This is a genomic window from Dyadobacter sp. LHD-138 (genome assembly GCF_030929615.1).
GTDB lineage: Bacteria > Bacteroidota > Bacteroidia > Cytophagales > Spirosomataceae > Dyadobacter.
The window spans coordinates 36,255-60,924 of record NZ_JAVFVU010000022.1; the positions used below are offsets into that span (position 1 = coordinate 36,255).

Sequence of the window (24,670 nt, forward strand, 5' to 3'; positions counted from 1 at the left end):
TTTTAATGCCCCCGGCAGTGATAGTCTGTCCTGCCGGGTTTGATCAGATTTTGCAACAGTTTATATTACAGATTAATCATTATTTTAATGAAAAAAAACAGTTTGTCAGCCTGCCTTGTGTTGTCGTTTTTGACGCTTGGTCACACGATCATGGCGCAACTTAAAAACAAACCTTCGTACAGTGGCGTTTACCCGCATCTGGCCATGTATAACAATGAAGGTGAATGTGGTACCGGTGCCGTAGTTCCCTGGGCAGGAAAGCTCTGGGTGATCACTTATGGTCCTCATTTGCCGTTCGGCTCATCGGATAAATTGTATGAAATTACGCCAGATCTCACGCAGATTGTACGCCCGGAAAGTATTGGCGGTACGCCTGCAAACCGCATGATCCATCCGGAAAGCAAGCAGCTTTTTATGGGTCCATATGCCATTGACAGCAAGGGTGCGGTAAGAGCAATACCCTATAAAACAATGCCTGGCCGTCACACGGGTAATGCCCGCCATCTTAAAGATCCTGCCAATAAAATTTACTATGGAACGATGGAAGAAGGTTTTTATGAAGTGGATGTAAAGACTTTAAAGCCAACGATGCTGTTCGAGGATGGTAATATCAGTGCGGGCAAGAAAACGGAAAAATCAACCTATCAGTCCAAGGGGCTGCTTCCGGGAACACATGGCAAAGGTTTTTATTCGGGGCAGGGGGTGATGGTTTATTCCAATAACGGAGAACCGGGCGCAAAGGCGGAAAAACAGTTTGACATTGAGTCAGGCTCTTTGTCGGAATGGGACGGGAAAACCTGGAAGGTTATCCGCAGAAACCAGTTTGTAGAAGTAACGGGGCCGGGGGGTATTTATGGCAATAAAAATCCTGCAACCGATCCGATATGGGCTACGGGATGGGACCACAAATCGGTATTATTGGGTGTGCGCGACAGCGGCAAATGGACTTTTTACCGCTTACCAAAAGCAAGCCACAGCTATGACGGAGCCCATGGCTGGAATACGGAATGGCCACGGATACGCGATGTCGGTACAACCGGAAAACCGGATTATCTGATGACCATGCACGGAATGTTCTGGCAATTTCCCGGCCAGTTTTCTTCAAAGAATGCAGCGGGCATCCGGCCGAAAACTTCTTATCTGAAAGTGATCGGGGATTACACGCGATGGAATGACCAGTTGGTTTTTGGATGCGACGATTCGGCGCAAAAGGAATTTTTGAACAAACGAAAAGCAAAGGGCAATATCGAGGGGCCGGGACAATCCAATTCCAATCTTTGGTTTACTTCGCTGAAAAAACCGGATGAGCTCGGCCCCAATACTGCCGAAGGTGCCGTCTGGCTGAATGAAACGGTAAAAACGGGTCAGACTTCCGAACCATTCCTGTTTGCCGACTGGCCTAACCGAGCAGCTTGGATTCAAAACAATGGAGACCAGGACGTGGACTTTATGCTGGAAGTGGATAAGGCCGGAAATGGAATCTGGACTCCGCTGAAATCAGTAAAAGTTGGTGCTAAAAGTGCGGAGAGAATTGTGTTTGCTGTCGGCGATACGGGTGAATGGATAAGATTGAAAGCAAAGGAAACAACCAACGTGTCGGCTCATTTTTTCTATTCGGCCAATGATAACAGAACAACGGTCGCCAGTCCGATTTTCGATGGGTTAAGCCGGGTTACGGCTACCAGTACATCCGGTGGGTTGTTATATGGTTTAGGAGAAAACCGCCGCGTTTTAGGTATAGCTGCTATGGATTATTCAGGTGTAACGCCCAAAGAAACTGGGTATTACGAACTTGGTGGAGATATGAAACTTGTTCGTAAAGACGATCCGAAAACGTTGTCACTTATCAAAAACCAGTTTGCTATTCCACAAAAGGCCGTTGCGGTGGAGGAATCGTCGGTGTTGATCGTGGATGACCAGGGCAGACGCTGGCGGCTGCCGCTTGGCAACGAGGCCTTTACCAATCTCACGAACCAGCATGTGTTGCGGATTTGCCGGGAAGTAGCTACGGAGCGCGACCTGTTCAACTGCCACGGGACATTTTATGAATTGCCAGCTGAAAATGCCGACGGTTATGCTAAAATAAGGCCGGTATCTTCCCATAACCTTCGCATTAACGACTATGCTTCATACCGTGGATTGCTGGTGATGACAGGACTGGATGCAGGAAAGTTTGGCAAAAACGACCATGTTATCGTTTCGGACGATAAAAAAGCGGCTGTTTGGGCTGGTGTTATTGATGATCTTTGGAAGCTGGGTAAGCCGATAGGGCATGGAGGTCCGTGGAAAAATACCAACGTGAAAGCCGGTGAACTTTCAGATCCTTACCTGATTGGTTTTTATGATAAACGCAGTTTACAGCTTTCACATCAGGCAACCTCGGCTGTAATGGTTACGATCGAAGCCGATCCGGTTGGAAACGGGCCCTGGATGGTGTACAAGACCTTTACAGTCAAGCCGGGACAGAAGCTGGATTATAGTTTCCCGAAAGAATTCTCCTCGCGTTGGGTTCGGTTTAAAACAGATAAACCATGTAAAATTACCTCGCTGCTGGAATATAACTAAGGCAGTCTTTCAGGCTGTGAAGTATCGATTCATTGCTCGCTCTACAAGTCATGCGTAGTTTTTTCAACTACGCATGACTTGTAGAAAGCCTTTTGTAACAGCCCGCATATGTAAACCTCTGTGCCTCTCTTTTATCCTCTGTGGTGCTCTGTGTAACCTATCACTTTAAGTAGAAGTGTTTGAATTATGAAGTTCATACGCACCCAACGGTTTAGTTTATAATTTTAATGGTATTGTCCATCTAATTACCTGATTCATCCATTTCCATGGGATTTTTTCACTACTACTTTTACTGAATCGACTGGTTTAACGCCAGAAGTTCGCGGGCGGTGTATTAGAAATGAGGACTATTGCACTTTGGTAGTTGAAGAAAAAAGATAAAGTGTGGGATGCATGACTGGCAGTGAAAGCCCATAACCAGGCGAATGCCAGGCAAAAAGATTTTTTGACAGGTTTATTGATTAGCGAATGAAAAAACAGTTTTTCTTTTTAATGGCGTCCTTGGCTTTAATGGCCGTGCTGGTTATTTCTTGCTTTCAAAAAAATGGAACTTTGCGAAGAGGGGGCAGCAATGAATCCGTGAGCTATAACTTTGATGTCCGCCCCATTTTATCCGACAAATGTTTTGCTTGTCATGGACCGGATGCGAAAAAACGGGAAGCAGGGCTCCGCCTGGATATGGCCGGGAGTGCTTATGCTAAATTGAAAGACGGACATGGCTTTGCTATCATTCCCGGCAACCCCGAGGCATCCGAAGTTTACAAGCGAATTACTTCTGTGGATCCGAATTATCAGATGCCAACACCCGAATCGCATTTAGGACTTTTGACCGAAAATGAAATTGGCTTGTTGAAAAAATGGATCGATCAGGGAGCGAAATATGAGCAACACTGGGCTTTTGTAGCGCCCCTAAAAAGTGCTTTGCCAGAGGTGGAGGATACTTCATGGCCGAAAAATGAAATCGATTATTTTACGCTCTCTAAAATGGAAGAGAACGGACTGGATCCCAGTGCGGAAGCCAGTCGGGAGCAGCTGATAAAACGGTTGTCATTAGACCTAACAGGCCTGGCGCCTTCGCTGACGCTGCAGCAAAAAATCGATAAGGAGGGAGGTGAAAAATCCTACGAGAAAATTGTTGACGAACTGATTGTCCAAAAGTCGTATGGAGAAAAAATGGCCTTGTATTGGCTGGATATCGGCAGGTTCGCGGATTCTTTTGGATACCAAAATGACAATGCACGAACGCAATGGCCATGGAGGGACTGGGTGATCAATGCCTTTAACAGGAACATGCGCTATGATCAGTTTATTACCTGGCAGCTTGCCGGCGATATGCTGCCGAACGCCAGCAAGGAACAAGTATTGGCGACGGCCTTTTTAAGGAACCATAAATACAATGAAGAGGCAGGAATTATTGCCGAAGAGTATAGGATAGAATATAATCTGGACAAAACAAAAACCTTCAGTTCCGGATTGATGGGACTTACCGTCGAATGTGCCCAGTGTCACGATCATAAGTACGACCCAATTTCCCAGGAAGATTATTACCGGTTGTTTGCTTTTTTTAATAATTCCAAAGAAGCAGGGCAGGAATCGCTGAAAGGTAATGGGTTGGCAACTACGCCAATACTTGACATCACCAATGCTGAAGTAAAGAATATTCTGACCTTTATCAATAGCCGGGACACGAGTAAGATCTCCCTTTCGGTCATGGGTGAAAATGATACGCTCAGGGCTACGCATATCCTTGACCGTGGGGTGTATGACGCGCCCGGCAAGGTAGTCACGGCAAGTGGTTTACAGGCTGTGATGAAATATGACACAACCAAGTATCCCAGAAATCGCTTGGGATTAGCCAAATGGACATTAAGTAAAGAAAATCCGCTGGCGGCACGGGTATTTGTGAATCAGATATGGCAGGAATTTTTTGGCCGGGGGATTGTAAAAAGTACCGGTGATTTTGGGATGCAGGGCGAATTGCCAACACATCCGGCTTTGCTTGACTGGCTGGCCGTCGACTTTATGGAGCATGGCTGGGATATTAAACGGCTTGTAAAACAGATCGTTACTTCGGCCACTTACCGGCAGTCTTCAAAATTGACTAAGGAAAAAAAGGAGAAAGACCCGGAGAATATTTATTTGTCAAGAGGCGCCCGTTACCGCGTTCCGGCCGAGATGATCAGGGATATTGTGTTGTCCAGCAGCGGACTTTTGAATCCCGAAATCGGCGGAGCGAGTGTAAAACCTTACCAGCCCAAAGGGATTTGGGAAGCCACAACAGCCAACAGGGGTAGTTTAAGAACTTACGTTCAGGACACAGGTGGCCAGCTTTACCGGCGCGGCATGTATACATTTATTAAGCTTACGCTCCCCCCGCCTGCAATGATTGTTTTTGATGCCAGTAGCCGGGACCATTGCGAGGTGAAAAGACAAAAGACCAATACACCTTTGCAGGCGCTGATCATGCTCAATGACCCGGCGGTACTGGAAGCATCACGCGTGCTTGCGGAGCGTATGGTGGGGCGGAAATTGTCGACCGAGGATAAAATAAAGGAATTGTTTCAACGGATTGTGTGCCGGGCCCCGACTGAGAAGGAAGTCGGTCTTCTCCGGGAGTACTATAACAATGAATTCGGGAAATTTTCAAAGGATAAAAGAAAAGCGGAAAGGGTGCTGAATGTTGGGGAATATAAGCACGAGAAAGTAGCCGACATAGGCCAGGCCGCAGCGCTAATGCGGATGATCAGCACGATCTATAACATGGAGGAAACGATCACGAAATCTTGATTGGCTTTTAGCGGTTGGCTGTTAGCTTCCTTTTGCTGGAACAGTTGAACAAAGTTTGTACAAAAAGAAAATTAGAAATAATAACATTAATAAGCTAAAAGTGGTCCGCGGGGCGGTTAATCGCTAAAGGCCAACAGCTAGTACATATGGAAAAACCAGTTTTTGATTTTGGAATGAATACCAATCGCCGGCATTTTTTATCCAAACTTAGTTTGGGGATAGGAAGCGCCGCTTTGGGTTCACTGTTAATACCTGATATGTTCAAGGGAGGTGACAGTAGTGTAAATGACATTATGGCTGGTTTGCCGCATTTTGCACCGAAAGCCAAACGGGTGATTTATCTTTTTCAAAACGGTGCTCCTTCCCAGTATGAGCTGTTCGATAACAAGCCATTGCTGAATAAAATGTTTGGGGAAGATTTACCAGAGTCTGTGAGAGGTGGACAAAGATTGACCGGGATGACGGCCAATCAGACTAAGTTTCCATTGGCTGGGTCTATATTTAATTTTACCCAACATGGACAATCCGGTGCCTGGATAAGTGAATTATTACCGCATACTGCGCGGATTGCCGATGATCTCTGCATCATTAAATCTATGAATACGGACGCCATTAACCATGATCCTGCACTTACGTTTTTTCAAAGCGGGGCACAGGTGGGGAACCGTCCAAGCATGGGCGCCTGGCTAAGTTATGGGCTGGGTAGTGAAAATCAGAATTTGCCGGGTTTTTGTGTTTTGTTGTCGAGAGGAAAAGGTAACGGACAGGGTGTATATTCTAAATTATGGACGAACGGTTTTCTTGATTCGGTGCACCAGGGTGTACAGTTTAGCAGCGGCGAAAATCCGGTTCTGTACCTTGGTGATCCCGATGGAATGGATCGAAGTGAACGGCGGGAGATGCTTGATAAGCTGGCCGCATTGAACGAGGGGACGTTTGGAGAGTTTGGAGATCCGGAGGTGGTTACCAAAATCCAGCAATATGAAATGGCATTCCGGATGCAGACCGCGGTGCCCGAAATTACGGACATAAGCAAGGAGCCGGAATCCATCGTTAAAATGTATGGGCCGGAATGTCTGGTGCCCGGTACTTATGCTGCCAATTGCCTGTTGGCCAGGAAATTGTCCGAGCAAGGGGTGCGCTTTGTACAATTGTATCATCAGGGCTGGGACGGTCACTCGAGTTTGCCTGAAGAAATAAAGGGCCAATGCATGGATGTGGATCAGGCATCTGCGGCGCTGGTTACGGATTTGAAGCAACGTGGTTTGCTGGATGAGACCCTGGTCATTTGGGGAGGGGAGTTTGGCCGGACAAATTATTGTCAGGGGAAGTTTACCAAAGAAAATTATGGCCGGGATCATCACCCAAGGGCATTTACAATCTGGATGGCAGGCGGAGGTATCAAACCCGGGATTGAATATGGTCAGACCGATGACTTTGGATATAATATTATAAAGGATCCGGTGCATGTCCATGATTTACATGCAACCATTTTAAATCAACTTGGGCTTGACCATGAGAAGCTGGTGTTTAAGCACCAGGGACGTCGCTACCGCCTCACCGATGTGGCCGGGAAATTGGTGAAGGGAATAATCGTTTAAGCTGTTCGGGCAGCTATCCTACCTTTTTTGCGGTCAGTTTGTACTGTTCGGGCGACTGCCCCATGTTCTTTCGGAAAACCCTTGAAAAGTAGTAGGGGTCCTCGTACCCCAGACTTAAGGCTACTTCCTTAATTTTTGACTCATTTGAATAAATCAGCTGACAGGCTTTCTGCATTTTCAAATGTGTGAAATAATCCAGCGGCGGCATTCCTGTCGCTTTTCGAAACAACATGGAAAAGTGAGAACAGGAAAGTTTATGCATATTGGCCATGTCCTCAACGGTAAGTTTTTTATCAATGTGGAGCCGCATGTATGTGATTGATTCGGTAATGATATCTTTCTTGCCGACAATATCCGGATAAAGGTGTTTGTCGGGATACAAAAATTGCGCGATAAAATAATTCAGGCTCATGTTCGAGTTGGCCAGGTTTTCCATACTATACCCCATTTCCAGACTCTGATATATCTGATGCCACAATTCAATTGCTTTTTTGCTAAACGGGATATTGACGGGACCCTTTTGGGTGGTAATTTGCAGGGACTGATTGTAACTGCCGATCGTTTCCCCGGTGAAATGTATCCAGTAAATAGTCCAGGGGTCATCATTGTTCGCCCAATATCGCATGTAAGTATCTGTTGCCGGTAAAAGTATAAATTGATTGGCCGTCACATCAAACTTCTTTTCGCCGATCACAAAATGTCCCTTTCCCTGAACACAGTAGATGAATATGTTGTCTTCACATCCTTTTCGTCGCTCCCGGTAGTGAAACTGTGCCTTTGGGAAATAGCCGATATGTGTGATATACAAGGGAAACAGAGCCGGATTTTTTTGAATCAGGTCGCGCACGATGCCGGGTGGCAGGCTAATCAGTTTCTCTCCTTCAAAACCATCACGCCTTCTGAAAGTACTGCTCATATTTGTATAAATTTTAATCGAATTGTCAAGACGGGTAAAATGTTTACATCGATTATAGTTGATTTATTTTACTATTCCTATTCTATTTGTCATTTAATAAATAAAATGGAATAGTAGTGAAAATTTAAAATAGTAGAATTGTCTATCAAAATAGGTGAATGGTCTATTCATTGTCTCGTAGTTGTATCCTACTTTTGCTAAGTAAATTAATATTTATATTGTTGAATTACTTTTGAAAAACGATATCATCACACGATACCACTTTATAAATGAACCTGTTCGGTGGTTTATATTTTAAACAACATGCTACTAGAAAATAAGGTTATCTTTTTGACAGGCGGCACCGATGGCATTGGATTTGAATGTGCCAAAGTGTACCAGCAGGCGGGAGCAAAACTCTGCATCCTAAGCAACCAGCTGCCCAGCTTAAGGGAGGCTGAGCTGAAATTGAATCATAGCGATATTTTGTTTATTTATGCCGACGTTTCAAATGGTCAGGAGATAGACGATGCAATCCAGCGATGCCTTCGCGTTTTTGGTAAAATTGATGTAATCCATAATAATGCTGGCATTTCAAGCCCTTCCAAGGCTCTGCATGATACCTCAGAAGCGGAATGGAAAGCGTTGTTTGAGGTTAATGTGGGAGGGATCTACCATACGACCCGCTATGGAATAGACGCATTGAAACGTTCAAAAGGGAACATTTTGAACACAGGAAGCCTGGTCGGAGAAATTGGACAGGAAATTCATGCCGCTTACAGTGCGACAAAAGGTGCCATAAATGCCCTGACAAAATCCATGGCACTGGATTATGCGCCGTTTGGCATTCGGGTCAATACCGTTGCCCCGGCAGGTGTTCTTACACCCATGTTAAAAATCTGGGCAGAGCAGCAACCGAATCCCGATCAGGCAGAAGATTATCTGAATAGCATTCATGCATTGGGCTATTGTCCGGAGGGCGATGTCATCGCAGATGCCTGCCTTTTTTTGGTTTCGGATATGGCCAGGTTTATTACGGGCTGCATATTGCCGGTCAGTGGCGGAGCAGAGCTTGGGTACAGGAAAACGGTTAATGGAATGTTCAAAACAACGAATTTTAAAAGTGCTCTGCATTGATAATCAGATTTTTTTGATATGATAAAAAGAATAGAGGTTCGGGATGTCAGGTACAAGCTGGACAGCAATGCAGGCAGCGACGCCATTCATCGCGATCCGGTTTACTCTTATGCCGTCACTCGGCTCATTGATGAAAGCGGGATCATTGGAAACGGGTTTGCATTTACACTTGGGAAAGGAAATGATCTGGTATGCCAGGCTGCGCAGTATTACGCTGAAAAGCTTGTTGGGAAAGATATTGAAGAAACCATGGCTGATTTTGGTGCGCTCTTCAGACAGTTATCTGATGATCAGCAGTTTCGATGGCTCGGGCCGCACAAAGGTGTGGTGCATCTGGCGCTCGCTTCGGTGACGAATGCCTGTTATGATCTTTGGGCAAAAAAAAGAGGCTTGCCGCTTTGGAAATTACTTACCACACTTTCCCCCGAGGCCATTGTCAATACCCTGGACTTCTCTTATCTGGAAGATGAACTTACAAAAGAGCAGGCGCTGGCCTTATTGCACGATGAACAACCGGCAAGGAATGTCAGGGAAAATATACTGGACAGGGGCTATCCGGGATATGATACTTCTGTTGGCTGGTTTAATTATTCCGATGAAAAAGTCAGAGAGAATTGCCACAAAGCCCTGGCCAGCGGATTTACCGCCATGAAATTGAAAGTAGGCTCGGCAGATCCTGAAAGGGACATACGCCGTGCGCATATCGTGAGAGAGGTGGCTGGGCCCGAGGCTAAGGTGATGCTCGATGCCAACCAGCAATGGAATCTTTCCCAGGCTATGGCAATTTGTGATCAGTTGAAATCGATGAACCCGTACTGGATCGAGGAACCGACCCATCCGGACGATGTTCTGGCCCATAAAACACTGGCGGAACACATGGCTCCCGTGAAACTGGCGTTGGGCGAACATGTGCCCAATAAAGTCATTTTTAAAAACTACTTGCAGGCAAAAGCGGCCGCGTTTATTCAGGTCGATGCTGTTAGAGTGGGCGGGGTGAGTGAATTTATAACGATCAGTTTGTTATGTAAAAAATTTGGTATACCCGTTGTTCCGCACGTCGGAGATATGGGCCAGCTTCATCAGCATCTGGTCTTGTTCAATCACATAGCAATGGGGCATGAAGCGCTGTTTTTAGAGCATATTCCTCATTTGCAAAAGCATTTTGTCAATCCTGCCATCGTTGAAAATGGCGTTTACAAAATACCCCAGGAAGCAGGTAGCAGTTGCGATCTGATTGCTTTGAAGAATTAAATGTAATTGAGATTTATTTTATTAACAATGATTCATTTCATAGATATTTCGATAAGCGCAATGTACATCGCAGCTATTTTGGCTGTTGGTCTGTGGGCGGGATTGAAGCATAAAAGAAATGGGGCCAAGGTGCAGAATGAAGCCGGAGAATATTTTCTGGCCGGGAAAACATTGCGCTGGCCAATGATCGGGCTGGCCCTGTTTGCCACCAATATATCATGCGTGCACCTGGTAAGTCTTGCCCAAAGCGGTTTTGATACAGGCCTTTTAAATGGAAATTTTGAATGGATGGCGGCTTTTGTGCTCATATTGCTCGCTTTGTTTTTCGTACCGTTTTACATACGATCGGGTGTGTCCACCTTGCCCGATTTTTTGGAAAAACGATACGATCGTGCCAGTCGGGATTGGCTTGCCGTAATTTCGGTTTTGTCTGCCATCATTGTACATATTTCGTTTTCACTTTTAGCCGGAGGCATTGTTTTGCATACCTTGTTCGGAGTCAATATGTACCTGAGCATTATCGGGATTTCTATCATCACGGCCATTTACACCATCGTCGGAGGGTTGAAGGCAGTGGTCGTGACGGAATCGATTCAGACTGTTGTGTTGCTTTGCGGGGCCGTCATTATCAGTGTGGCAGCCTATAATAAAATGGGTGGATGGCAGCCGATGGTCGAGGTGCTACGGGATTCGGGCCAGATGGATCGACTTTCGATGATGCGTCCGCATGGCGATGAAAGCGGCATGCCCTGGTATGCCGTGTTTTTGGGATATCCTGTTTTAGGGATTTGGTACTGGTGTGCTGACCAGACAATCGTACAGCGTGTTTTGGGGGCGAAAGATGAAAATCATGCACGTGTCGGACCTCTTTTTTGCGGGTTTATCAAAATTTTACCCGTGTTCATTTTTGTACTGCCGGGACTGTTTGCCTACACGCTGTCACAAACAGGCGGTTTGGATGTTTCCGCTTTGACGACAATAGAGGACGGCAGGAAAGTGGTAAACAGCAAAGGGATTTATACCTTAATGATCACACAATTGCTGCCGGAAGGACTCATCGGGATACTTGTAGCGGCACTGCTTTCCGGACTGATGAGCCAGATATCCGGAGCGCTCAATTCCATATCGACACTCGTAAGCTATGACATTTATCAGCGCAGCAATCCGGAAGCCACGGACAAAAAACTGATCATGGTCGGCAAAGCGGCAGCGGGTTTTTCGATGGTGCTGTCCCTGATTATGCTGCCTTTGCTTAACAGTTACGAGAGTATTTTCAACGGACTTAACGACATCATAGCACATATTGCACCACCAATTACCTGTGTTTTTCTTCTTGGAATTTTTTGGAAAAAGGCCTCGGCTGTGTCTGCGAAATTTACTTTATGGATCGGATCGGCTTTGGGAGGGTTGGTTTTTACATTGAATAAATTGTATCCGGAAACCATCATGGGCCGCATTCCTTTCATGATGATGGCGTTTTATCTGTTTTGCTTTTGCGCCATTTTACAGGCGACTTTATCCTGCCGCTTTCCGGTTGTTCATTCCCGGGAAAGTATCGGATTATTTTGGAAAACACCATTTGAAGCGCTGGAAAGCCCCGGTTGGAGAGGACCTGGTAACTACAAGTTTCTCTCCGTGGTCCTGCTTTTCATTATGGGTAGTCTATTCTGGGTCTTTCGATAAATTTTCTGAATCATACCACCGCATTATTAACGCACACCAGCTTTGATTTTTGAACCGTATAAATTTTTAAATATTGGTTATGATTCCGGGGGATGTTATAAGGTTTTACCAATATCCGAATTTGAAAAAAATGATAACGTATATATATAATCGGTAGTATAATATGGAAACAGCGCAAACCTGAAAGAAGAGAACGAATGCGAACTGGTACGGTGTGGTCCGGCCAGAAAGGAATTACAACAATTTAATTATTCAAATTATGAAACTTTTTTTTACCAAGACTGAAAGTTCAGTCGGGCAGGGCTTGTTTTGTCTGCCAGGCTCGAAAACCGTACGTGTTATGCGAACAGGTTTAATTGTTGGCATTGCCGTCCTGATGTGTAATAAGCCACTCCTGGCAAACCCAGGCACATCAATAAAAGGAGCGAAAACGGCCCAATTTACAGCGAAATCAAAAGTTGCAGAAATAAATGTATCGGGGAAAATAAGCGATGAAAAAGGGGAAGGTTTGCCCGGCGTTAGCGTGGTGGTTAAAGGAACGTCCAACGGAACATCATCAAATACTTCTGGCGAGTATTCAATTTCGGTTGCAAGCGATAAGTCTGTTCTGATTTTTTCGTATGTCGGTTATGTTTCTCAGGAAATGGAGGTGGGTAGCCGGGGGAAAATCGATATCGTATTAAAGCCCGACAGCAAGTCATTGGAAGAAGTAGTGGTCGTTGGTTATGGTACGGCAAAAAAGCGTGACATCACGGGTGCCGTATCCAGGGCCGACCTGAATGCTTTTAAGGAGTCGCCTAACGTGAGTATTCTGCAATCTCTTCAGGGGGCGGTTCCCGGTTTGAATGTGGGCGCGACCACGCAGGCTGGTCAGGACCCTGACATTACGATTCGTGGGAGAAACTCAATTTCCGGGGGAACGGGCCCGCTTATTGTTTTGGATGGGATTATTTATCGGGGAAGTATTGTGGATATAAATCCCAATGACGTCGCCTCTATTGATGTACTGAAAGATGCCAGTGCCGCGGCGGTTTACGGCTCCCAGGCATCCAATGGTGTGATATTGATCACTTCTAAAACCGGTAAGGCTACCAAAAAACCAACTATTGAGTACAGCACTTCCTATTCATTGCAGGAAATCAGCAACAAGGCCATGCTTCCGGATGATGCCGCTGGATTTCTGAAAAAAAAAGGAGACCGGTATTTATCATTAAGTCGGATGGGTCCTGGTCTGCTTACCATGAATCCGGATTTTGATCCGTCAAAATATGTAAGCGCACAGGTTCTGGAAGGGATGCAAAAAGGAACCGATACAAACTGGTGGGATCTGCTGACGAATAAAACCCCATCCATTCAAAACCATGATGTAAGCATCAGCGGAAAGAATGAATTAAGTTCTTATTTTTTCTCTCTGGGGTATACCAACCAGCAGAATGTGATAAAGAACGACAACTACAAGCGCTACAATTTCAGGATTAACCTGGATACCCAGGTCACCAACTGGATGAAAGTAGGTATCCAGTCGTTTTTAGGATTGGGTAATTATTCGGGGGCTGCCCCAAGCCTGGACGATGTTCAGTTTATGATTCCCCAACTGGATTACAAAGACGCTTCCGGAGCGTATATCAAGCTTCCGGACGGTTCCAGAGTAAATCCTTTTTTACAGATACAGCAGCAAAATCGGGATACAAGGAATAATTTGTTCGGAGTAATTTATACGGATATCAATATACCTTTTATAAAGGGCCTCAGCTACAGGTTAAACTTTTCTCAAAACCTGATCAGCTACAAATGGAACAATTTTAACCCTAATGCCCAAAATTTCAACGGAGAGGCTTATAAGGTTGACTCGACGCAATATTCGCAGACGTTGGATAACATCATAACGTATCAAAGGACTTTGAAAGATCATTCGTTTACCGGCACATTTTTGTACGGATTCGAAAAGCGTCGGCTTGATGGCACAACTGCCCGTTCGCAGTTTTTTACGAACGATATCCTGGGCTATAACAAGTTAGATGCCGGTCAGGCAGGGCTTCAAAGTAACACGTCCAAAGCCTGGAAGGAAGCAAGTCTGTATTCAATGATCCGTGTCATTTACAGTTACAAAAACAAGTATATTCTGACCGGAACAATGAGAAGGGACGGGTTTTCGGGTTTTGGCCCCAAAAATAAATTTGGTGTCTTTCCCTCGTTGGCTGCCGCCTGGTACATCAGCGAAGAGAAATTTGTTAAGGACAATGTTCCGTTTTTGGATGACCTGAAACTGAGGGCATCGTACGGCATCAACGGTAACAGGACTGTCGGCCGTTACCAGACACAAGCCAAGATTGCGTCCTCTGTCGGAAACGGATATCTCTATGGCGATAACGGTGCCGCGGCACAGGGGCAGTACATGAATGCCCTTGCCAATGGTGATCTTAAGTGGGAGTCTACGAAGTCATTGAATTTTGGGGCTGATTTTTCCCTGTTCAAGAACCGTCTTTCCGGAAGTTTGAATACGTATATTTCCAATACTTATAACTTGCTTTTCGATGTTGACCTGCCTTTTTTGAATGGTTTTAGCAAGAGTCCGGCTAATATTGGCAAGCTGAAAAATACGGGCCAGGAGCTGACTTTGTCGGGAAGGCCGGTGTCGAAAGGCGATTTTACCTGGGATATCACCACGAACTTCTCCCGGAACCGTAATAAAGTGATCAGTATTCTGGGCATCGATGCCGATAAGAACGGTAAAGAAGATGATCTGGTCTCTTCCAAAATCTTCATTAACCATCCCTACGGTGTTGCTTATGACTACAACATCACCGGCATGTGGCAAGTGGCGGATTCGGAAGCAGGGGCAATTCCGGCAGGTTTTACCTATGGCACATACAAAGTGGAGGACATGAACCAGGACAAAGCTTTTACTGCCGCGGCAGATCGTAAAATTCTGGGATACACGGATCCGTCCTATCGCTTCAGTATCATGAATAGTTTCAAATACAAAGCCTGGGAATTCAGTTTCTTCATTAACTCTATCCAGGGTGGAAAAAAATACTATTACGGACAGCCGGGGAATACATTGCCAAATCCTGATAATATCTCAAACGGCAATATTTTCAAATTTGACTACTGGACCCCTGAGAACCCTAACGCGCGTTACCGGCAGATCGGATATTATACCGTTGCACTGGGCGAAACTTTCTCTCCCTACATCCAGAGAAACTTCGTGCGGCTGCAAAATGTGACTTTGTCATTTAATTTGCCCAAACATATTACACAGAAGATCAAGCTGAACCGCGCCAAACTCTTTGTAAATGGTAAAAATCTGGTTACGATCAGCGATTGGGACGGCTGGGATCCTGAAACCGGGACCATAACCGGAACCGGAACCGGTCTGAACAGGGGCGCATATCCTTTGCTTAAAAGCTATACAGTTGGGCTAAACATTGAATTTTAATCGAAGAACAACATGAAAAAGATATTCAAGTATATACTCGTAATGATACTAGGCACCTCGCTGTCTTGTAACGAAACCGATTTTCTGGAAGAAAAGCCACTGGACTTTTACACGCCGGATAATTCATTGGAAACGAATGCGCAGTTTCAGTCAGCAGTTAACTTTTTGCATAACCGGATTCGAAATATTGCATTTGGCGGAATAAATCTGGATGCGTACTTCGCTTTGCGCTATGCCACAGATTTTGCGGTGAATGCCACGGATTATCAGCCCGCGGTAAAGCTTAATGATTATAAAAATACGATGGTTCCGACTTTCGGGCCTCCACAGGTCATTTGGGAGAGTGTTTATCAGATCATTTCCAATGCCAATGTCGTGATCAGCCGGGCTCCGCTATCTACCAAATTGAATGACGCGGATAAAAAATTGTTCCGTGCTCAGGCACTGTTTTTCAGGGCCTGGGGCTACAATATGCTGGCCAATCTGTACGGAGGCGTTCCGTTGATAACAGAAGAAATTAAAGTACCCCGCCGTGATTTTGTTCGTGCCACCCGTGATGCGGTGTATACCCAGTGTAAAACGGATCTGCTTGAAGCCATCGGGAGTCTTGGGAACATTGATGCCGTGAAGGACGGAGCCGTCAACAAGCAAGTCGCGCAGCATATCTTATCAGAGGTTTATATCTCGTTAAAATCTTACGATGAGGCGATTAATATGGCGACGCAGGTGATTAGCTATCCTGGCGTTGGATTGATGACTGAGCGTTTTGGTGCACGTAAATCCCAGCCAGGCGATGTATATCGCGACCTGTTTGAGCTTGGCAATCAAAACAGAACCAGTGGCAACCGGGAAGGGCTTTATGTGATCCAGTCTGATTACCTGAACCCGGCGTCCACGCAGCGTGATGCACAACAATGGGCGATCATGCCGTTGATGCAAAGTGTTACCATTAAATCGGCGGTGGACGGTAAAAGTGTCAGTGCGATCAAAGGACCCAATGAAAAATGGTCGGGTCGTGGGGTAGGTTGGATGCGCCCGACTACATTTGTACTTTACACGATGTGGGCCGGTGGTAAAACAGACATCAGAAACTCAGAATACAACATCATCCGTGACTTTCAGATTGACGGAGTTCCCACCAACTCCCCGGATTACGGCAAATATTACGTAAAAGACGGGTATAAGGATAGAACAACGAGCTTCGCGGATACGATCAGAAACTGGTTTCCGATCCTAAAAAAGAACACGATTTCAGCAGGGGATTTTCCGGATGCTTACATTCAGAAGGATGCTGCCGGCAACGCGCTGGTGTCACCGCTTGGTGGAAAATTACTGATCAATGGAAGCGAATTGTTTCGTGATAATTACCTGATACGCTTACCGGAAACGTACTTTTTGAGAGCCGAAGCATATCTTCAGAAGGGCGATAAAGCCAGTGCTGCCGCCGATCTGAATGTGGTAAGGGCAAGGGCAAAAACGTTCTCGATTACGGCCGCGGATGTGAACATCGATTTTCTGCTGGACGAGCGTATGAGAGAGTTATATTCGGAAGAGTTTCGTATGGTTACCCTTACCCGTATGGGGAAACTGTATGACCGGACAAAAAAATACAACGAAAAATCTGGTCTTTCCATAGAGCAATATCACAATTTATGGCCGATACCATTCACGGAAATCAACCGGAATGTGTATGCCAAAATTGAGCAGAACCCGGGTTATAATTAACAAATTCGCACCGGCTCAGTCTGCCGGTCAGTCAGCGGGCTGAGCCGATTTTAAAATCAAAATTTCGATATTGCGTTGTTGGGTTTTGAGGTAACCAAATTTGAAACCCTGATTTTTGAAATGTAACTTTACCTGGCTATCCTAAGCCCCTTACCATCTATGACTATAATGAAATTCTTTTTTGCAATCGGAATACTTTTTATAAGTACGCACTTATTTGCCCAGGTCAAACCAGTTGAAAGCGACTCCCGGGACCTTACCTTATGGTACGATAAACCTGCTGAAGTTTGGACAGAAGCGCTCCCAATTGGCAACGGTTATATGGGAGCCATGATTTTTGGCGGTGTCGAGCAGGAACATTTGCAGCTCAATGAAGTAACCCTCTATTCCGGTGACCCAAAGGGTACATTTACTTCGATCGACATCAGGAAAAAGTTTAAAAACGTCGACCAGCTTTTCAAGGACGGGCAATACAGCGAAGGCCAAAGTATGATAAGTGACGAGTGGCTTGGACGGAATCATCAGGATTATCAGCCGCTGGGAGATCTCTGGATGAATTTTAAACATGCGGCCCCGGCAACGGACTATCGCCGTTCACTTGATTTATCGACTGCGGTTTCCAGTGTTCAGTATACTGTAAACAAAACGAAATTTAAAAGAGAGATCTTCGCGAGTTACCCCAACAGGATCATCGTTATAAAATTGTCTGCCGACGGAGCTGAAAAGATCAACGGAGAAATTAGTTTTTCAACGCTGCATAAGCCCCTGGCAAAATTCTCATCCGGCAACAATCAGTTGGTCATGTCGGGTAAGGCTCCTGGTTTTGTACTTCGGCGTACGCTGTCGCAGGTCGAAAAGGCTGGTGATCAGAACAAGTATCCGGAGATTTTTGACAAGGATGGTTCGCCATTACCTGATGCTTCCCAAATCCTGTACGGTGACGACGCTAATGGCTGGGGAACTGGCTTTGAGGCAAGGATCAAGGAAACCCATAAAGGCGGTAAAGTTCTGTTTTCTGACCAGAAACTAACGATTACAGATGCCACCGAAGTCGTTATTATATTGAGCTGTGTCACCAGTTTCAATGGATTTGACAAAAGCCCTGTGACAGAAGGGCTCGTTCCTGCTGAGCTGACAAAGAAGTTTCTGGCTTCTACCGATAATAAAAGTTATGACGTGCTGCGTCAGATCCATCTTGCGGATTATCAAAAACTTTTTAACAGATCACAAATTCAGATTGGTAGCCCTGGAGAGCAATCCAGGCTTACTACGGATAAGCGCATACAGTTGTTTTCAAATGGTCAGGACCAGGCCCTGGCTGCAGTCTTCTACCAATTTGGGCGTTATCTGATGATTGCCGGTTCCAGGCCGGGCGGGCAGCCGCTGAACCTACAGGGAATTTGGAATGATAAAATAATTCCGCCCTGGAACGGTGCTTATACGACCAATATCAATGCGGAAATGAATTACTGGCCTGCTGAGATTACGAACTTATCAGAATGCCACGAGCCTTTTTTAAAAATGGTCAAAGAGCTTTCGGTAAATGGCGCTGCTACCGCGCGCGCTATGTATGGCAACAAAGGATGGGTCGTGCATCACAACACGGATATTTGGAGGCATACCGAACCGATTGATATATGTATCTGCTCGTTTTGGCCAATGGGTGCGGGCTGGATGACCAGTCATTACTGGGAACGATATCTTTTTCATGGCGATAAAAAATTCCTTAAAAATGAAGTTTATCCCTTGTTAAAAGGAGCCGTGCAGTTCTATAACGATTGGCTTGTTCCGAACAAAGAAGGTTATCTGGTGACACCGGTTGGTCATTCTCCTGAGCATAGTTTCAAATACGGTGAGGGCAAAACATCCACAATGAGTCCAGGCCCAACCATGGACATGGCCATTATCAGGGAGTCATTTGCCAGATTTATTGAAGCATCGGACGTTTTGGGCATAGAAGACGAGCGCCTTTACAAGGAAATCAAAGCAAAAATATTAAAATTACTTCCGTATCAAATTGGTAAATACGGACAATTGCAGGAGTGGCAATTTGATTTTGAGGATGGAGAAAAGGAACACCGCCATATTTCCCATCTTTATGGAATTTATCCTTCCAACCAAATAAATCCTCAGGCCAATCCGGAACTGAATGCTGCCGTTGCCAGGACAATGGAACGTCGTGGCGACAAAGGGACGGGATGGGCAATGGGTTGGAAAATAAATATTCAGGCGCGACTGCTGAACGGAGATAAAGCACATACCCTTTTGTCAAATCTGTTTACGTTGGTCAAAGAAAACGATCCTAAGAGCCGTGGACTTGGTGGCCTTTATCCCAATATGTTTGATGCCTGTCCACCCTTTCAGATCGATGGTAATTTTGGCGCAACGGCAGGTATTGCCGAGATGTTGGTGCAAAGTCATGCCGGTGAAATACACTTGCTGCCCGCACTTCCAAAAGCGTGGAGTTCGGGAAAGGTTAAGGGGTTGAAAGCAAGAGGTGGTTTTGAAATAGACATGGAATGGGAAAACGGGAAAGTGAAACACGCTTCGGTGCGGTCAATGCTTGGCGGGAAATGCCGTATTAGAACAAATAAACCAGTGGAAATAGCCGGTGTGAAATCGACAGAAGCCACGGACGTAAATGCTAATGATCTTTTCACTTTCATTAACCCGGGAAACCCATTGTTACATGGCGGAACGCAGGCTTCAAAATTGACCGTTGAACCGACTGCTGTGCAGGATTTTGAAACGATCAAGGGGAAAGAATACACCATCCGAAGTAAATAAAGAGCTGGTGGGGCACCCCATAATATATTGGGGAATTTCCGGGAGCTGGGGGGCTTCCGGAAATTCGTCTCCCAACAACTGGAATTGCAATAACCTGCACGAACTTAACTTCTGAACAAACTAGGGGATATTCCTTCCTGTTTTTTGAATTGCCTGATAAAATAATTCAGGTTGTTGAAGCCTGACTGGTAACAGATTTCAGTAATATTCAGCTGGGAATTTTCAAGCAGTACCTTGGCGAGTCGTATGCGCTCACGCAAAATATATTCCAGAGGCGTTATCGAAAACTGATGCTTGAAGGATTGGAAAAATGTCGACCGGCTCATACAGCACTCACGCGCCAGCATATCGACACTTATTTTTTCCACAAGATGCCGATTGATAAAATCGATGACCTCAGCAAAGCGACCTGCATTTGAAATGGTTTCCTGAACCGATGCCAGATTTTGTGTCTGAATAATTCTTAATAGTAGAAATTTAAGCGAAAGATCTGCAAGGGCGTCCTTGGCAGGATCAGTTTCCATGCTGATGCTGATTAATTTATTGATACTGCCGGCCAGTTCCTTATTATTTACGAAGTGGTATTTGCTGAAATTAAGCTGCCATTGAAAAGGGGCTTCGCTGTTGGGATAGTGCTCGTTGAGAAATTCCAGGTTCTTATCCACAACGTCCCAGTCGAGCGTCAACGTCGCGAATTGTACAGGATGGTTTATGTCAGCCTCCGGAAAGTCCACGCGCATGGATACATGATCAGGTAGGATGACACTCTCCCCGGGTAAAAAATCAAATTCCTTTTCTCCGGAAAGGGAAATAACCTTCTTGCCTCTCATCATGCTTGAAACGACCAGACCATTATATGAAAGCGTCACATCCGAGCATCTTTGAGACGTTTCAAAGATATTCAATTCGCAGTGCTTAAGGCTGTACACCCTTCTATGTTCTACAAGTGAATCGCGTTTTGTGCTATCACTGAGGTTTATCTGAGAAAGATGGCATGCCTGGTTCATTGCTTTCTGCATTTGATTTTTTGAAGAAACTTAATAATCTGACTAAGAAAATAAGGCAGGGTTCCCCTGAGTCTACTCCCGCATTCTTAATAATTATATCATTGTTCCACTAAAAAAGAGGATTGTTCTATTGCTATTATTCCTGTATAGCTATATTGGGTTTTGTTTTAAATCAGTTTCATAACAGCGCAAGAACATTTAAAATTATAATCATATGTGTCAGAATCATGGAGTGGCCTACGTTAGCCCAGGAGTTGTCGAGGTAAGGGAAATAGAATATCCGAAACTTTCCCTGGGAGGCCGAAAATGTGAACATGGGGTAATCCTCAAAATTGTATCGACCAATATTTGCGGCAGTGATCAACATATGGTCAGGGGACGTACGACGGCGCCCACAGGACTGGTACTCGGCCACGAGATTACCGGTTTGGTCATTGAAGCAGGAAGGGATGTTGAATTTGTAAAGGTCGGCGACCTGGTATCAGTCCCATTCAACATCGCCTGCGGGCGCTGCCGAAATTGCAAGGCTGGTCAGACGGGTATCTGTCTGAATGTAAACCCATCACGTCCCGGAGCTGCTTACGGCTATGTGGATATGGGTGGTTGGGTAGGTGGTCAGGCCGAGTATGTGATGGTACCGTATGCTGATTTCAACCTGCTCAAATTCCCCGACAGTGACCACGCGATGGCAAAGATCAAGGACCTGACTTTGTTGTCCGATATTTTTCCAACCGGTTTCCACGGCGCAGTAACGGCGGGCGTTGGACCGGGCAGCATCGTGTATGTTGCCGGTGCAGGTCCGGTAGGGCTTGCCTGCGCGGCATCCTGTCACCTGCTGGGCGCGGCACTTGTTATCGTCGGGGATATGATCGACGAAAGGCTTGCACAGGCCCGAAGCTTTGGGTGCGAAGTAATTGATTTGAAAAAGGATGCAACCCTTGCCGAACAGATCGAGGCAATCGTAGGCGTTCCCGAAGTTGATTGCGCGGTAGACTGCGTTGGTTTCGAAGCAAAAGGTCATGGGCATGACAGCAATGTGGAACAACCGGCCACCGTTCTGAACTCGATCATGGAAGTGACCCGGGCAGGTGGACAACTTGGCATCCCAGGACTCTACGTGACCGGAGATCCGGGCGCTGTGGATGATGCGGCAAAAAAAGGAAGCCTGAGTATACGTATCGGTCTTGGCTGGGCTAAGTCACATTCAATACATACAGGTCAATGTCCGGTAATGAAATATCATCGGCAGCTTATGAATGCTATTTTGTATGATAAGATCAAGATAGCCGATGCTGTAAATGTCGAGGTTATTTCGTTGAACGACGCGGTGAAAGGTTACAGTGATTTTGACAAAGGGGCCGCAAAGAAGTTCGTCATCGACCCACACAACATGATTGCGAATTAATAGGCTACGAAAGCTGCAATCCGGATTATGACCCGGAGTAATAGATTCAAAAACGGGACTCATTTAACAAAAATGAGTCCCGTTTTTATTCATCTGACGGACCTTGGAAAAGGAATCTGCCTGACGCATCAGTTGACATCCGGCCATTGTCTGACTTTACAGTAAAATAAACTCCTTTGGTTAGCAACCAGCCTCGGATTGCTGCTCAGGCTTCCTGGTTATTTAGCATGGGAATCGGGTTTAAAGCATTTTAACGCCGGAATAATGGTTAACTTGCGTCCTTTATCATTACAATAAACCTAACGTTCTTTAAAACAGGAATGGATTTTTCTATCAAAAGTGCTGAAAATATATCATTTACAGTAGATGAGGCGGTTTTAAAAAGAGTGCAGCAGAATGAGTTTGGTAATCAAAAAGGATTGTCTGTTGTTTCCTTTTATCAGGAGTATACTAAAAATGTGCTCACGATCCTGACGAATATCAAGTATGTGGCGTTATCACGGCCGCAGGTTTACGTGGTGGCTGACGGCGAGTTTATTTCGACCTTTACATTTGAAAGTAAAAACCTGCTCACCTCCGGTGTGAACCAGGATGCGATCGATGCACTGACAAAATGCACGCATCTCGCCCAGGCGCAATCTTACTCGGTGTTCAACCTGCTTTCAACGGAAAACGAAGTCCCACTGGCGCCGATTGAGACGACTCCTGTAAGTAGCTTTATCGAAGGTGTACAGGCCTTCCTAAAGGAACATCAAATACCAGCAAATTAGGTTTGGAAATTATCTTAAGGCTTGAAGAATGAACTATTATACGTTACTGGTCGTCAATTCAAATTTTGACGTTAATGAGAGTGTTCTTGTAAAAATTAATGGCGGCGAATTTACAGGAAATACTGGCAGCAGGGTGGATTCGCGTATTGTCGGTCTGGAAAATCAACAACTTTCTATTCACACCGAAATGGCTTTTATTACCGTATCCGCCAAAACAGAGGAAATTGCGCACTGCCGGTATCTTACCAAATTTTATTTCCCAAGAACTGAAATGATCGAAAAGGGTGTAACTCCCGATGCCGTTAGTTGCATTAGAGAATGCATCGACCTGGCCCAGTCTCATGCCTATGGGTTATTCTGCCATTTCGCCAAAAAGAAAAATGTCCCCATTCTGTCCATAGAAATGCAACCGATGGAAAAAATGGAGGCGGTAATTCTCGATTTTTTGAATGAGGTAAAAAAGTAGCACAGCCGTAAATCAACGGCTGGACTGTCACTTCATTTTATTCCGGAATTTTCGAATTGAAAGGTCTAGCGAAGCGAATTTTCGATAAGCGATTTCACCTTATTGTAATAAGGCTCGGCGATTTTGCTTGGCCGTATATCCCAGCCACGGTCGTAGTTGACAATGCAGGCACTGATAAAATTATGCGTGTTTTCTTTGATGATAGGGTCCCAGATTGCCAATTTTGAAATTCTTCCCTTGTCAATGCCCAGCTTATAGGGGAGGTTCAGGATCAGTGCGGAAAATTCGTACCGGTCTACAACACCTTCAAACCATACAGCCCGGGACATATTAGGATCTTCATAACGATTTTTCAGCTCAGCAGAAATTTCTTCTTCCTTCGGCGGTGTAAAATTTACTTTGAGATTCTGTAAATATTTGTCAACCGCATTTCTGATATGCTCGACCGGATCTGTCCCGTCAAACTCACTTAACTTTTGCAGACGTTTGATCTGAAGTTCAGTGAGAGGACCATATTTTCGATACGTTTTCTGGGTAACCATGGCAATAACTGTTTAGCTACCTCAAACTTAAACACCTTAAAAGACAAAAGAGTGCATATGAATCGATTTTTGGCGCGGAAGGGAAAATTTGGAATTAATCCTAATACAGATATGATCGAAAATACACGGTTATAGATTTAAGCGTGAGCATGATGAGGCCTGAAATGCGCCAATGTAGTCGGTCGCTTGTAAATCCTTGTAAAATTACTTATTTCCTATTTCGTTTTTGGACGGCCCTTGATAAACCTGACGTATATATGCCGGATTTTATTCTCCTTGCAGATCAGTTTGTTATCAAAAGATCATAATCATCGCCTGGAAAGGCTGGATGAACTCTTTTTTACGTCAAAATGGTGAGTGATAATACTTTATATTGTTTGATGAGAAGTGTGATTTTAAATTACATCGTGTAGAATTATCAAAATAAAAAAGTTAGCAAAAATAATTATTCAAATAACTTATAATCAATGATTTAAATATTTCATTAATTTTAAAAGTTTACAAATTTTGAAAATAATTGAATATAATTTGTAGCTTTGTTGGCGGTTGTGGAGGCATTTCAGGAACGTTTTATTGCGCTTGAAACTTCGAAAACAGTGAGAATTATCCT

At 45.0% G+C, this 24,670-nt stretch carries 15 protein-coding genes; 12 read left to right on the forward strand and 3 right to left on the reverse strand.

Going from position 1 to position 24,670, the window contains the following annotated elements; genetic code table 11:
* Positions 1-87: 87 nt before the first annotated feature.
* The 3 genes from RB622_RS17270 (at position 88) to RB622_RS17280 (ending at position 6,953) form a co-directional block, all read left to right on the forward strand.
* Positions 88-2,565 carry a hypothetical protein gene (locus RB622_RS17270; protein ID WP_308047831.1) on the forward strand — a complete coding sequence of 826 codons (2,478 nt, stop codon included), beginning with the start codon at positions 88-90 and terminating at the stop codon, positions 2,563-2,565.
* Between the two features lie 468 nt (positions 2,566-3,033).
* Positions 3,034-5,352, forward strand: a complete 2,319-nt coding sequence (locus RB622_RS17275) for a PSD1 and planctomycete cytochrome C domain-containing protein (protein WP_308047832.1) — start codon at positions 3,034-3,036, stop codon at positions 5,350-5,352.
* Positions 5,353-5,498: 146 nt separating this feature from the next.
* Positions 5,499-6,953, forward strand: coding sequence for a DUF1501 domain-containing protein (locus RB622_RS17280; protein ID WP_308047833.1), 1,455 nt, complete (start codon positions 5,499-5,501; stop codon positions 6,951-6,953).
* Positions 6,954-6,966: 13 nt separating this feature from the next.
* On the opposite strand, the gene RB622_RS17285 is transcribed toward RB622_RS17280, so the two are convergent.
* Entirely contained in the window at positions 6,967-7,869 is a 903-nt protein-coding gene (locus RB622_RS17285; RefSeq protein ID WP_308047834.1) for an AraC family transcriptional regulator, read from the reverse strand.
* Between the two features lie 303 nt (positions 7,870-8,172).
* On the opposite strand from RB622_RS17285, the gene RB622_RS17290 reads away from it, so the two are divergent.
* The 6 genes from RB622_RS17290 (at position 8,173) to RB622_RS17315 (ending at position 19,870) form a co-directional block, all read left to right on the forward strand.
* The gene (locus RB622_RS17290; RefSeq protein ID WP_308047835.1) at positions 8,173-8,985 is read left to right on the forward strand and encodes an SDR family oxidoreductase; all 813 of its coding nucleotides are present in this window, start codon (positions 8,173-8,175) and stop codon (positions 8,983-8,985) included.
* A gap of 18 nt (positions 8,986-9,003) precedes the next feature.
* Positions 9,004-10,236: an enolase C-terminal domain-like protein gene (locus RB622_RS17295; protein ID WP_308047836.1), complete on the forward strand. Its 1,233-nt coding sequence runs from the start codon at positions 9,004-9,006 to the stop codon at positions 10,234-10,236.
* A gap of 27 nt (positions 10,237-10,263) precedes the next feature.
* Positions 10,264-11,919, forward strand: coding sequence for a sodium:solute symporter (locus RB622_RS17300; protein ID WP_308047837.1), 1,656 nt, complete (start codon positions 10,264-10,266; stop codon positions 11,917-11,919).
* Between the two features lie 259 nt (positions 11,920-12,178).
* A complete protein-coding gene (locus RB622_RS17305) occupies positions 12,179-15,358 on the forward strand; it encodes a TonB-dependent receptor (protein ID WP_308047838.1) in 3,180 nt (1,059 codons plus the stop codon).
* A 12-nt stretch (positions 15,359-15,370) separates the two neighbouring features.
* A complete protein-coding gene (locus tag RB622_RS17310) occupies positions 15,371-17,083 on the forward strand; it encodes a RagB/SusD family nutrient uptake outer membrane protein (RefSeq protein ID WP_308047839.1) in 1,713 nt (570 codons plus the stop codon).
* A gap of 168 nt (positions 17,084-17,251) precedes the next feature.
* On the forward strand, positions 17,252-19,870 hold the full coding sequence (locus RB622_RS17315) for a glycoside hydrolase family 95 protein (RefSeq protein WP_308047840.1): 2,619 nt from the start codon (positions 17,252-17,254) through the stop codon (positions 19,868-19,870).
* Positions 19,871-19,974: 104 nt separating this feature from the next.
* Here RB622_RS17315 and RB622_RS17320 read toward each other — a convergent pair whose 3' ends face one another.
* Positions 19,975-20,889 carry a helix-turn-helix domain-containing protein gene (locus RB622_RS17320; RefSeq protein ID WP_308047842.1) on the reverse strand — a complete coding sequence of 305 codons (915 nt, stop codon included), beginning with the start codon at positions 20,887-20,889 and terminating at the stop codon, positions 19,975-19,977.
* A gap of 202 nt (positions 20,890-21,091) precedes the next feature.
* Here RB622_RS17320 and fdhA point away from each other — a divergent pair, with 202 nt between their 5' ends.
* The 3 genes from fdhA to RB622_RS17335 all read left to right on the forward strand — a co-directional run bounded on the left by fdhA (position 21,092) and on the right by RB622_RS17335 (position 23,518).
* Entirely contained in the window at positions 21,092-22,282 is a 1,191-nt protein-coding gene (gene fdhA / locus RB622_RS17325; RefSeq protein WP_308047843.1) for a formaldehyde dehydrogenase, glutathione-independent, read from the forward strand.
* Positions 22,283-22,602: 320 nt separating this feature from the next.
* On the forward strand, positions 22,603-23,052 hold the full coding sequence (locus RB622_RS17330) for a hypothetical protein (RefSeq protein WP_308047844.1): 450 nt from the start codon (positions 22,603-22,605) through the stop codon (positions 23,050-23,052).
* Between the two features lie 28 nt (positions 23,053-23,080).
* Positions 23,081-23,518 (forward strand): hypothetical protein, encoded by a 438-nt coding sequence (locus RB622_RS17335; RefSeq protein WP_308047845.1) that lies wholly within the window; start codon positions 23,081-23,083, stop codon positions 23,516-23,518.
* A gap of 65 nt (positions 23,519-23,583) precedes the next feature.
* Here the strand turns inward: RB622_RS17335 and RB622_RS17340 are convergent, their stop codons facing one another.
* On the reverse strand, positions 23,584-24,060 hold the full coding sequence (locus RB622_RS17340; protein WP_308047846.1) for a hypothetical protein: 477 nt from the start codon (positions 24,058-24,060) through the stop codon (positions 23,584-23,586).
* Between the last annotated feature and the right edge of the window lie 610 nt (positions 24,061-24,670).

Coding starts and splice junctions, on each gene's coding strand:
- RB622_RS17270 (WP_308047831.1), top strand. CDS start 88: ATGAAAAAAAACAGTTTGTCAGCCTGCCTTGTGTTGTCGTTTTTGACG.
- RB622_RS17275 (WP_308047832.1), top strand. CDS start 3,034: ATGAAAAAACAGTTTTTCTTTTTAATGGCGTCCTTGGCTTTAATGGCC.
- RB622_RS17280 (WP_308047833.1), top strand. CDS start 5,499: ATGGAAAAACCAGTTTTTGATTTTGGAATGAATACCAATCGCCGGCAT.
- RB622_RS17285 (WP_308047834.1), bottom strand. CDS start 7,869: ATGAGCAGTACTTTCAGAAGGCGTGATGGTTTTGAAGGAGAGAAACTG.
- RB622_RS17290 (WP_308047835.1), top strand. CDS start 8,173: ATGCTACTAGAAAATAAGGTTATCTTTTTGACAGGCGGCACCGATGGC.
- RB622_RS17295 (WP_308047836.1), top strand. CDS start 9,004: ATGATAAAAAGAATAGAGGTTCGGGATGTCAGGTACAAGCTGGACAGC.
- RB622_RS17300 (WP_308047837.1), top strand. CDS start 10,264: ATGATTCATTTCATAGATATTTCGATAAGCGCAATGTACATCGCAGCT.
- RB622_RS17305 (WP_308047838.1), top strand. CDS start 12,179: ATGAAACTTTTTTTTACCAAGACTGAAAGTTCAGTCGGGCAGGGCTTG.
- RB622_RS17310 (WP_308047839.1), top strand. CDS start 15,371: ATGAAAAAGATATTCAAGTATATACTCGTAATGATACTAGGCACCTCG.
- RB622_RS17315 (WP_308047840.1), top strand. CDS start 17,252: ATGAAATTCTTTTTTGCAATCGGAATACTTTTTATAAGTACGCACTTA.
- RB622_RS17320 (WP_308047842.1), bottom strand. CDS start 20,889: ATGCAGAAAGCAATGAACCAGGCATGCCATCTTTCTCAGATAAACCTC.
- fdhA (WP_308047843.1), top strand. CDS start 21,092: ATGTGTCAGAATCATGGAGTGGCCTACGTTAGCCCAGGAGTTGTCGAG.
- RB622_RS17330 (WP_308047844.1), top strand. CDS start 22,603: ATGGATTTTTCTATCAAAAGTGCTGAAAATATATCATTTACAGTAGAT.
- RB622_RS17335 (WP_308047845.1), top strand. CDS start 23,081: ATGAACTATTATACGTTACTGGTCGTCAATTCAAATTTTGACGTTAAT.
- RB622_RS17340 (WP_308047846.1), bottom strand. CDS start 24,060: ATGGTTACCCAGAAAACGTATCGAAAATATGGTCCTCTCACTGAACTT.